Genomic DNA, 9,225 nt, shown 5'->3' on the forward strand with positions numbered 1-9,225 from the left:
CCTTTTATCTTCATTTCACTTTTTCAACTGTTTTTATCAGTTTTTCCAGAAGCTTAAATATTCCATCTAAAGCATTCTCAGTTGAAGAGTTGGCCATAATGATATAAGCTACATTTTTATCCTTGTTAATCAAAGTATAACAGTAAAATGTACCCGCAGAACCCGCGTGTTCAGATGAATGCTTGTCGGGTTTATTTACATTAAGCCATCCTATAGCATAATCCTTTAATCCATAATGCAGGTAATTATAAGTCTCTGACTTTAAAAGATTATTCTTACCCCTTAATCCCGACAAGTTTAGCTGAACAAATTTAATATAATCGCTGATAGGCATACTGATGTCTCCAGCTGGTTCAATAAGATTTAAATTGTAATCTGTATGAGGAGATAGGGGAGTTAACTTGTTGTTCTCAATCCAATGCCCCCAAGGCTGATTTACATCAGTTCTGTTAGGCCATCCCAATTTATAGTTTAAATGAAGTTTTTTTGAAAGGACTTCATCTAGTAGCCGTTCCCATGTTTTTCCGCTAGCTTTTTCAAGCATGGCAGTGGCAACACTGTAGCCAGCATTAGAATAATTATAGGTTTCATTATTTTTTTCCAGCGCGTCATTATTGATCAGGTATTTTACAAACATTTTACGCTGCTCATCTTTGGTGCCGGTAAATTTGGGTAACGATTGAAACTCTGTCCCGCTGTTATAGGGTTTAATGAACGCTCTGTGCGATAATAAGTCGAGCAACGTGATTTCATAAAATGCAGGGTTAGCATCTTTTTTCCATTCCGGGAATAAAGTGAAAAACTTTGTGGCCCAGCTAATCTTTTTGTTTTCTACCAGATAACCCGCAATAAAACCTGTTATTGCTTTTGTATTTGACCCCAAATGAAAATAATCATCAGTGTTGGCTTTTGTTTCATTATTTTGAACATCAGATCTTCTAAAGCCCAATACGTTTTTCACTAGTACGCTGTCGGCCGTAAAAGCAGCGTAACTTAGCTCGGGTATTTCATTTTTAACCCTTATACTATCAGCAAAATGAGCTAAATCCTGCCCCCTTGACGGGGAAAATAGAAAAAGAAGAATAAAAACTGATAAGATTTGCTTCATTACAGTTCGCTTACTCCGCCAGATCCAATCACGGTTTTTTCTATTGTAGGATTTCCACTGTAATAAACATTACCAGAACCACTAATAAATGCTTTAATGGTGCCATCCGTTTTAATGCTAACAGTACCTGATCCACTAATCCTTGTTGATAGTCTATTGGTTACTAGGGTTTTCCCATTTAAATTTCCTGATCCACTGATGGTAATTTGTGCTGCATCTGTTTTACCGCTTATGTTTAGGTTGCCAGAACCGCTGATGACGCCCGTTAGCTTATCTACATCAATATTGGCTTTTATGCTGCCAGAACCACTTAACGTGGATGTAAATTCTCCACTGGTTAATGCGCCTGATACAATTATGCTTCCATTTCCGCTCATGGTTAAACTTGTGATGTCTTTTGCCGTTACATATGCAGTAATTGTTTTACCTTCATATTTTTTTGCCCAGCTTGTCCAGCTGTTCTTTGGGCGAATTACCAGGATGTTGCCCTTAACTTCACTTATTAATGTAGAAATTGCCTCTGCATCCCCCTCAAATTTTAAGCTTTCGGTACTGCCCATTTTAATCACCACATTAATAGGCCCACCTGCGGCAACACCGGTAAAGTTTTTTACATTTCTTTCGTCAAAAGAAGAGGCATCTATCTTAGCAAAAGGAGGGAAGACTGAATTATTATTTTTAGAAATTGCATTGGACCCAATGGTACAAAATAAGGCGGCAAATAGAAATGTCTTCTTCATCTTTATCTTTTTAAATTTTATATGTCTAATAAACGAATTAATGTCTAAAACCTTGTGTAAAGAGCTAGTTGAATTACGTTGTTCATTGTAGAGGAGTTTAGCCCCTTAGAAGTTTGATTAAGATAGCCAGCTTCAATATCCACCTTTTTACTTAATCTATATCCCGCTGCGGCGTAGGCACGATTTTGATCAAATACATGGCCGTTTAGTTCGTCTTTATTTTGAAGGTTTAGAAACACCTCATTTTGTAAGGCTACAAATGGTCCTTTTTCAAAATCCTGTTGACCTTTTTTTAGTGGCACAATAAATCTTAAAAAATACCTGAAGCGTTGTGAAAAAAGATCATCTGTTCCGTTTCTTTCTATAAAACGTTGCTCTGTTCTAAACCTGTGACTGGTAAGAATTTTGCTGATTTTATGTTTATAAATATATTGCTGCCATATCCTATGCTCAGTCAACTTGTTATCATTGGTGCCGATTAACTGGGTGTGAGTTTCATTTAACAAATAACCTAATGTCACTTCATTTTTATTATTAATATAGTAGGTTAAGCCGGGCCTGAACATGAAATTTCTTAGCTGGTCCCAGTTGTCAGCCGTTCTTAGTTGAACATCAAGATGGGCACCCCATTTATTATTTATTTTAGTAGTGTTCATTAAGAATAACCAACCGCTGTTTTGTTGTATGGTTTGGGCAATACCGGCGGTGCAAAATAGGCTTAATGCAGCGAGTAGAAATAAGGAAAGGCGCATAAAAATATTGTTCTATTTGTGTGTGTTGCTAAAATAGGAACAAAATTTAATATTTATAAAAGCTTATTCTATTAGAGGCTGTTCTTTTAGTTTTCAAAACTATATCCAGACTCTGCTTATCTGATTTTAATTCATCTATTTCGTTATTTAATTTGTAAGGTTTCTAAAATTAATTACTTTTGCCCCACTCTGGTAGTTTTCGAACTATTATTAGCCAAGGGGGATTAGCTCAGCTGGCTAGAGCGCTTGCCTGGCAGGCAAGAGGTCAGCGGTTCGACTCCGCTATTCTCCACCCTTAGAAAGCCTTTCAGTTAATTCTGAGAGGCTTTTTTAATTTAAAGCGAAACCCGTATCAGACCAACTGTAAAGTTATAGACGGATAAGACCTAATGACAAGCTATAGCAGGACGAACTATGTTAAGGATTTTTTATGTGAGTAAGTCCAACCATAAATCCAGTCAAGCTGTATCACCTACTTTTCTGGTACTTTTATTACTTTTTTTCTACTCAGGGCTGGCGCTCTGACTGAAAAGCCTGAAACGCGGTACTGTAGTCTTTATGTAGTTTGAACAAACCGGCAACTACAACCGTGTCTTCCAATGCTAACGATGCTCACTGCCCAATATGCTGAGAAATGCCATGTGCAGCATCTCCTAAAACCCTGCCTTTATACCAATGGGAAAGTCTGGGCACGTCATAAATAGGGAAGGCAATAATCTCGTGACTGAACTTTTTTTACAAAACAGATTTTTGAGGTTTATTACTTGTTGCAGTCCTTTGCTACAATCTTTTATGAAAAATGTCTAATTTGCTTGGAGTGGTGTCCCGTGATCAGGTGGGAGAAAAACATAAAGATTGAAGAAATGTCATAGCACAATGCAAACATTTATAGCCTTAAATTCAACAAATGAGGCCACGTTCTTTTTTTTATTGAGCTAGTTTTGGCTTATTAATTTATCATATATGCAAAAAAAATACATTATCCTCTCTTATTTAATCGTACTGATAACATTGTTTTCGGATGCCAGGGCACAAATGACTTTAGAAAATCCAATTCTTCCAGGATTTTATCCAGATCCGGCAATATGTAAAGTCGGAACGGATTATTATATGGTCACCTCGACTTTTGTTTATTTTCCAGGGATTCCGGTATTTCATAGTAAGGATCTTAAAAGCTGGAAGCAAATTACCAGCGCAATCGATCGGCCGTCACAAATGGATTTTATGGGTCAGCAGGTTTCCAGAGGTTTGTTTGCACCAGCAATAAATTATTATAAAGGGATCTTTTATATTACCTGTACCAATATTGATAAGGGAGGCAATTTTATAATCACAGCTAAAAACCCAGCGGGGCCCTGGAGTGACCCAATTTACCTTAAAGAGGTGAGGGGGATTGACCCTTCTTTATATTTTGAAGATGACAAGGTCTTTATCATATACAACAGCGATCCCCCTGAATATAAGTCATTGTACAGCGGGCACAGAACGGTGAAGATCTACGAACTGGATCTTGCTACTTTGAAACCCCTGGGAAGTGAAAGAATCTTGGTAAATGGTGGCGTTGACATCAGTAAAAAACCAGTTTGGATCGAAGCCCCCCACATCTACAAAAGAAACGGATACTATTATTTAATGGCTGCGGAAGGCGGAACCAGTGTGAACCATTCAGAGGTAATTTTCAGGAGTAAAGATGTCCGGGGTCCTTTCATACCCTATGAAAAGAATCCTATTTTGACTCAAAGGCATCTGGATCCTAAGCGGAAAAATCCTATATCATCAGTTGGTCATGCAGATTTGGTAGAAGGACCAGATGGGAATACCTACGCTGTTTTTTTAGGCGTGCGTCCCTATGAAGGAGACTTTTATAATACTGGCCGGGAAACGTTTATAGCCCCTGTAAAATGGATAGCCGATTGGCCAATTATAAATCCAGACCATGAAGAAGTGCAATATGAATATAAAGTGAACTGGAAAGAAGATAAGCAAAACAATCAATTGCCGGTTACCGGAAACTTTAACTTTAGAGTTCCATTTAAAGATACCCTTAATACCGAGTTTTTATTTTTACGAACACACAATCCCTCATGGTATAATTTTAAAGAAAATAAAAATGCACTTACGATTAAGCTGCTTCCTCAGACAATTTTAGAAAAAGGAAATCCTGCTTTTATTGGAAGAAGACAGCAACACTTGTCAAGTTCGGCCTCAACCGAAATGAATTTTTCCACTAAACTGGCCAATGAAAAAGCTGGAATAGTGATTTTTCAAAATGAAAACCACTTCTACTTTATGTGCAAATCCCACGATAATGGTAAAGATGTAATTCAATTGTTCAAAGGTAATCCCACCACTGATAAAATGGATTTGTTAAAGCAGGTTGCCCTACCGTCTTTTCAAAAGACTGCATATTTTAAAGTGAATTCCGAACGCGATGTTTACTCGTTTTGGTATGCTTTGAAAGAAAATGAATGGAAACCCTTAGCCGATAAAATTGACGGTAAGTATTTAAGTACGGCCGTTGCAAAGGGCTTTGTTGGTGTATTATATGGTATGTATGCTACAGCTGATGGGCAAATCACCGACAATAAGGCCATCTATAAGTGGTTTGACTATAGCGGGAATGACAGTACCTTTAAAAAGTAGCTAATTGATTAGGAACCTTAAATATGGATTTATAAAAACAACTATGGCTTTATTTAAGCATCCATCGACAGAAAATGATTAGCCGTTTTCTGGTAGACTACAAAAACTCGCAGAGAGACCTCAATAGCCATTGGCACCTATTTTAAATCACATGAAAATATATAAATTAAAGACAGAGACACTGGCATTGGTCCTCCTTATTCTGGGAGTCTCGATAAGTTGCGGGACATTTGGTCAAAAGCCTTTGACTATTAAAGGACTTAGGGATTACTACAAAGATTACTTTCCTATCGGTGTTGCTGTGAGCCGCAAAACTCTATCGGGCGATGAAGCGAAACTTCTTTTACAAGAATTTAACAGCATCACCCCAGAGAATGCGATGAAAATGGAAGCCATACATCCTCATGAGGATTTTTATTTCTGGCGTGATGCAGATTCCATAGTCAACTTTGCTCAAAATCACGGGCTAAAGATTCGCGGACATAATTTATGCTGGCATGAGCAAGTTGCCGATTGGATGTTTAAGGACAAAGAGGGTCATCTTGTTACAAAGGATGTGCTCCTTAAGCGCCTTAAAGAGCACATCACTACAGTGGTGAAAAGATATAAGGGAAAGATTTACGCATGGGATGTTGTCAATGAAGCAATAGGCGATGCTGATGACGAGTTTATCAGAAATTCCCTGTGGTATAAGATATGTGGTGAAGAATATATAACAAAGGCATTTGAATATGCTCATGCTGCTGATCCGGATGCTTTACTTTTTTACAATGACTACAATACAGAGCGACCGGTTAAACGCGATAAAATTTATCGGCTGCTCAAAAAGCTGATTGCGCAAAAAGTTCCTATTCATGGGGTAGGGTTGCAAGCCCACTGGTCAATTTTTGAGCCATCTGAAAAAGAATTGCGTGAGGCAATTGAATTGTATTCATCTTTAGGTTTACAAATCCATTTTACAGAACTCGACATGTCAATTTATCCATGGGAAAAACATAAAAGACAAAAAAGGGAGGGAGAAACTGAGTATTTGACCCCAGAGCTGGAACAAAAACAAGCTGATCAGTACGCCAAAATTTTCCGAATCTTTAGGGAATACAAGAAGCACATTACCAGTGTGACGTTCTKGAATGTTTCAGACCGGTACAGTTGGCTTGACTATTATCCGGTACAGGGTAGGAAGAACTATCCCTTATTATTTGATCAGAAACTTCAACGAAAAAAAGCCTACGCTGAAGTTATAAACTTTAAATGATTCAATTTCCAGCGCACTATTTTAAACTTTTGTAGCCAAAAAAAAGACATTTGTTGCCATTGGATGTCTATATTGTTGTTACTTTCGTTAACGAAACCAAATATACCACTTGTAACCATTTCCGCTGAAGGATAAATATCAATCGGAATTATAGCGCTTAACAGTTATTTAATTTGGAGCGGATCCAAATTTATGCTGTCTGGTATACTTATTTAAATAAATTTAGGTAACCAAAGACCATGTTGAACCAGGCTATTTTTAAGAAATTTTGTTTTTGTTTCTTCTTTTTGCTTTTGACATTCTCAGCAGGATATGCACAACGGCAAAAAGTGAACTTTACTGCATTGAAAACAAAAGATGGACTCTCATCCAATATGGTCAATGCAATTTTAAAAGACCGATACGGATTGATGTGGTTTGCGACCGAGGACGGATTGAATAAATTTGATGGGACCAACTTCATTGTTTACAAATATAAGTCTGATGATTCCTCTGGAATACAAGCAAATGATGTCCGGGCATTGCATGAAGACAAATCAGGAAACCTATGGATCGGAAGTTCCGGAGGTTCCCTGAGTTTATATGACAGGAAGAAAAATTCCTTTATCACTTTTCCAGCAAATACACCTGAAGGCCTGAGTCACGACAATGTACGTGCAATTTATAGCGATTATAAGGGGAAAGTATGGGTCGCTAGTTATGGTGGTTTAGATGTTCTTGATCCAAAGACTAAAAAAGTTACGAAGTTAGCGATCAACCCCCGCCTCCGGCAACCAGTTCCTTCTATCGTGCTCAACTGTCTTTATGAAGACAGTAAACACAGAATGTGGATCGGATCTGACAATGGACTTTATTTATACGAAAGACAAAGTAACTCATTTAAATATTTTAAAAACGACACTTCGGATTCTTCAAGTCTAAGTGACAACTATGTGTCGTCGATTACAGAAGATCCCACCGGAAATTTATGGTTTGCCACAAAAAATGGCCTCAGCCGTCTACAACCAGACGGAAAAGGATTTAAAAACTTCAGACATAACAGCAAGGATGTAAATACATTAAGCAATAATATTGTGATGAGTCTAGCGGCGAACAGTACTGGTCAGCTTTGGGTTGGGACGGATGATGGTTTAAGTATTCTCGATATCAAAACTGGGATTTTTAAAAGGTACAATGCAGATTCCAGGGATATATACAGCCTTACCGGGAGGTCAATAAATTGCATTTATATAGACAATCAAGGTATTTACTGGCTGGGACCATACCGGGGAGGGGTCAATAAATACGATACCAATCTTAATCTTTTTCAATTAAAACAAAGTAATATTTTCAATTTGAAGGGATTAAATGCTTCTATCGTTACTTCATTTGCTGAATATAACAATGACGAGATTTTTGTTGGAACAGATGGTGGGGGACTTAATTTGTTCAATCGAAAAACCGAACTATTTAGAAGGTTTAATTTTCCTTTGTTAAACGGGGCTACCCTAAGCAATATTTCGATCATGAACATGGAAATAACCAGGTCTAAGCAATTGTATCTCGCAACCTATGCAAGTGGCCTGGTGATCATGGATTTAAAAACCGGAAAATTTCAGCAGATTACCCATCATGATCGTCCGGATGCACTGAATTCAAATGATATATTTTGTGTTAAGGAAGATCAGAAAGGCAAAATCTGGGTGGGCACGAACGGCGGGGGGGTTAATGTGATAGGTGCCGACCACGAAGTGCTGGTGAAATATTGTAATAATCCGAGAGCCATAAATGAGCACGATTATCCCGGAAATAACTTTATCAGGTTTATTGAAGAAGATAACAGTGGCCAGATCTGGATTGGCTCTTATGGCTCTGGAATTGCCGTATATAATCCTGACAGCAACAAATTTGTTGTTCATAATAAGGCAAATAGTAAGCTTCCCAATGACCTTACTTTGTCTGTAATGAAAGATCGCCTGGGGAATATCTGGGTTGGAACTTTTAGCGGTGGCCTGAGCTTATTTGATCGTAGTAAGAATCAATTTATCACTTTCTCTGAAAAGGATGGATTGAACAATGCAACTGTTTATGCAATAGTGGAGGATAAGCAGGGACGAATATGGGTCAGCACAAATAAAGGAATTAGCAGCTTTGACCGTAAAACGAATAAATTCACCAACTACACCATTTACAATGGTGTACAGAACAATAATTTTGTATTGGGAGCAGGCTTCATTTCTTCTGACGGGGATATTTATTTTGGAGGTGCCGATGGCTTTAATTATTTTAACCCCCAGTATTTTAAGAAAAATAAAAACGTGCCGTCAGTCCTTTTTACGGATCTGAAAGTAGCCAATGCCTCAGTTGTAGCCTCAGCAGATGGTCCGATTAGGGAGCATATTTCAGTTGTAAAGGATATTTATCTGGATTATAAGCAAAATTTTACCCTTAGCTATGTAAGTTTAAACTACACCGCGCCTGAGCAGAACAGATATTTGTACCGCTTAGAGGGTTTTGACAATGAATGGGTCGATGGGGGGACTTCTAAATCTGCTTCTTATACTAATCTTGATCCGGGTGAATATGTCTTTCATGTAAAAGCCAGTAATAACGATGGGCTTTGGAACGCTGGCGAAACCGCAATAAAAATACATGTACTGCCACCATTCTGGCGCACCGTGTATGCATATGTTTTGTACTTCTGCTTGGCTGTAGGCACTCTTCTTTATATCAGGCACAGGGGAATTC

6 protein-coding genes and 1 tRNA gene are annotated in these 9,225 nt (G+C 38.0%); 4 read left to right on the forward strand and 3 right to left on the reverse strand.

Annotation, left to right across the window (positions count from 1 at the left end; translation table 11 throughout):
* Positions 1–10: 10 nt before the first annotated feature.
* Genes AC1DG9_RS06595 through AC1DG9_RS06605 form a run of 3 tightly spaced genes read right to left on the reverse strand, consistent with a single transcriptional unit; the run spans position 11 to position 2,600 of the window.
* Positions 11–1,108 (reverse strand): serine hydrolase domain-containing protein, encoded by a 1,098-nt coding sequence (locus tag AC1DG9_RS06595; RefSeq protein WP_172659067.1) that lies wholly within the window; start codon positions 1,106–1,108, stop codon positions 11–13.
* A complete protein-coding gene (locus AC1DG9_RS06600; RefSeq protein ID WP_172659068.1) occupies positions 1,108–1,848 on the reverse strand; it encodes a head GIN domain-containing protein in 741 nt (246 codons plus the stop codon). Before AC1DG9_RS06600 ends, AC1DG9_RS06595 begins: the two co-directional genes overlap by 1 nt.
* Positions 1,849–1,892: 44 nt before the next feature.
* Positions 1,893–2,600, reverse strand: coding sequence for a DUF2490 domain-containing protein (locus AC1DG9_RS06605; protein ID WP_172659069.1), 708 nt, complete (start codon positions 2,598–2,600; stop codon positions 1,893–1,895).
* A gap of 218 nt (positions 2,601–2,818) precedes the next feature.
* Here AC1DG9_RS06605 and AC1DG9_RS06610 point away from each other — a divergent pair.
* The 4 genes from AC1DG9_RS06610 to AC1DG9_RS06625 form a co-directional block, all read left to right on the forward strand.
* Positions 2,819–2,892: transfer RNA gene (locus AC1DG9_RS06610), tRNA-Ala, on the forward strand.
* A 671-nt stretch (positions 2,893–3,563) separates the two neighbouring features.
* Positions 3,564–5,243: a glycoside hydrolase family 43 protein gene (locus AC1DG9_RS06615; RefSeq protein ID WP_337717635.1), complete on the forward strand. Its 1,680-nt coding sequence runs from the start codon at positions 3,564–3,566 to the stop codon at positions 5,241–5,243.
* 151 nt (positions 5,244–5,394) lie between these two features.
* The gene (locus AC1DG9_RS06620) at positions 5,395–6,498 is read left to right on the forward strand and encodes an endo-1,4-beta-xylanase (protein ID WP_477634432.1); all 1,104 of its coding nucleotides are present in this window, start codon (positions 5,395–5,397) and stop codon (positions 6,496–6,498) included.
* Between the two features lie 344 nt (positions 6,499–6,842).
* Positions 6,843–9,225 (forward strand): ligand-binding sensor domain-containing protein (locus tag AC1DG9_RS06625; RefSeq protein WP_477634433.1); only part of this gene is annotated, 2,383 nt, incomplete at its 3' end.

It is taken from the genome of Pedobacter sp. 05L430 (assembly GCF_056397585.1).

Bases quoted from the DNA above. Each gene is read 5' to 3' on its own strand.
- AC1DG9_RS06605 (WP_172659069.1), bottom strand. From the start codon at position 2,600: ATGCGCCTTTCCTTATTTCTACTCGCTGCATTAAGCCTATTTTGCACC.
- AC1DG9_RS06600 (WP_172659068.1), bottom strand. From the start codon at position 1,848: ATGAAGAAGACATTTCTATTTGCCGCCTTATTTTGTACCATTGGGTCC.
- AC1DG9_RS06615 (WP_337717635.1), top strand. From the start codon at position 3,564: ATGCAAAAAAAATACATTATCCTCTCTTATTTAATCGTACTGATAACA.
- AC1DG9_RS06595 (WP_172659067.1), bottom strand. From the start codon at position 1,108: ATGAAGCAAATCTTATCAGTTTTTATTCTTCTTTTTCTATTTTCCCCG.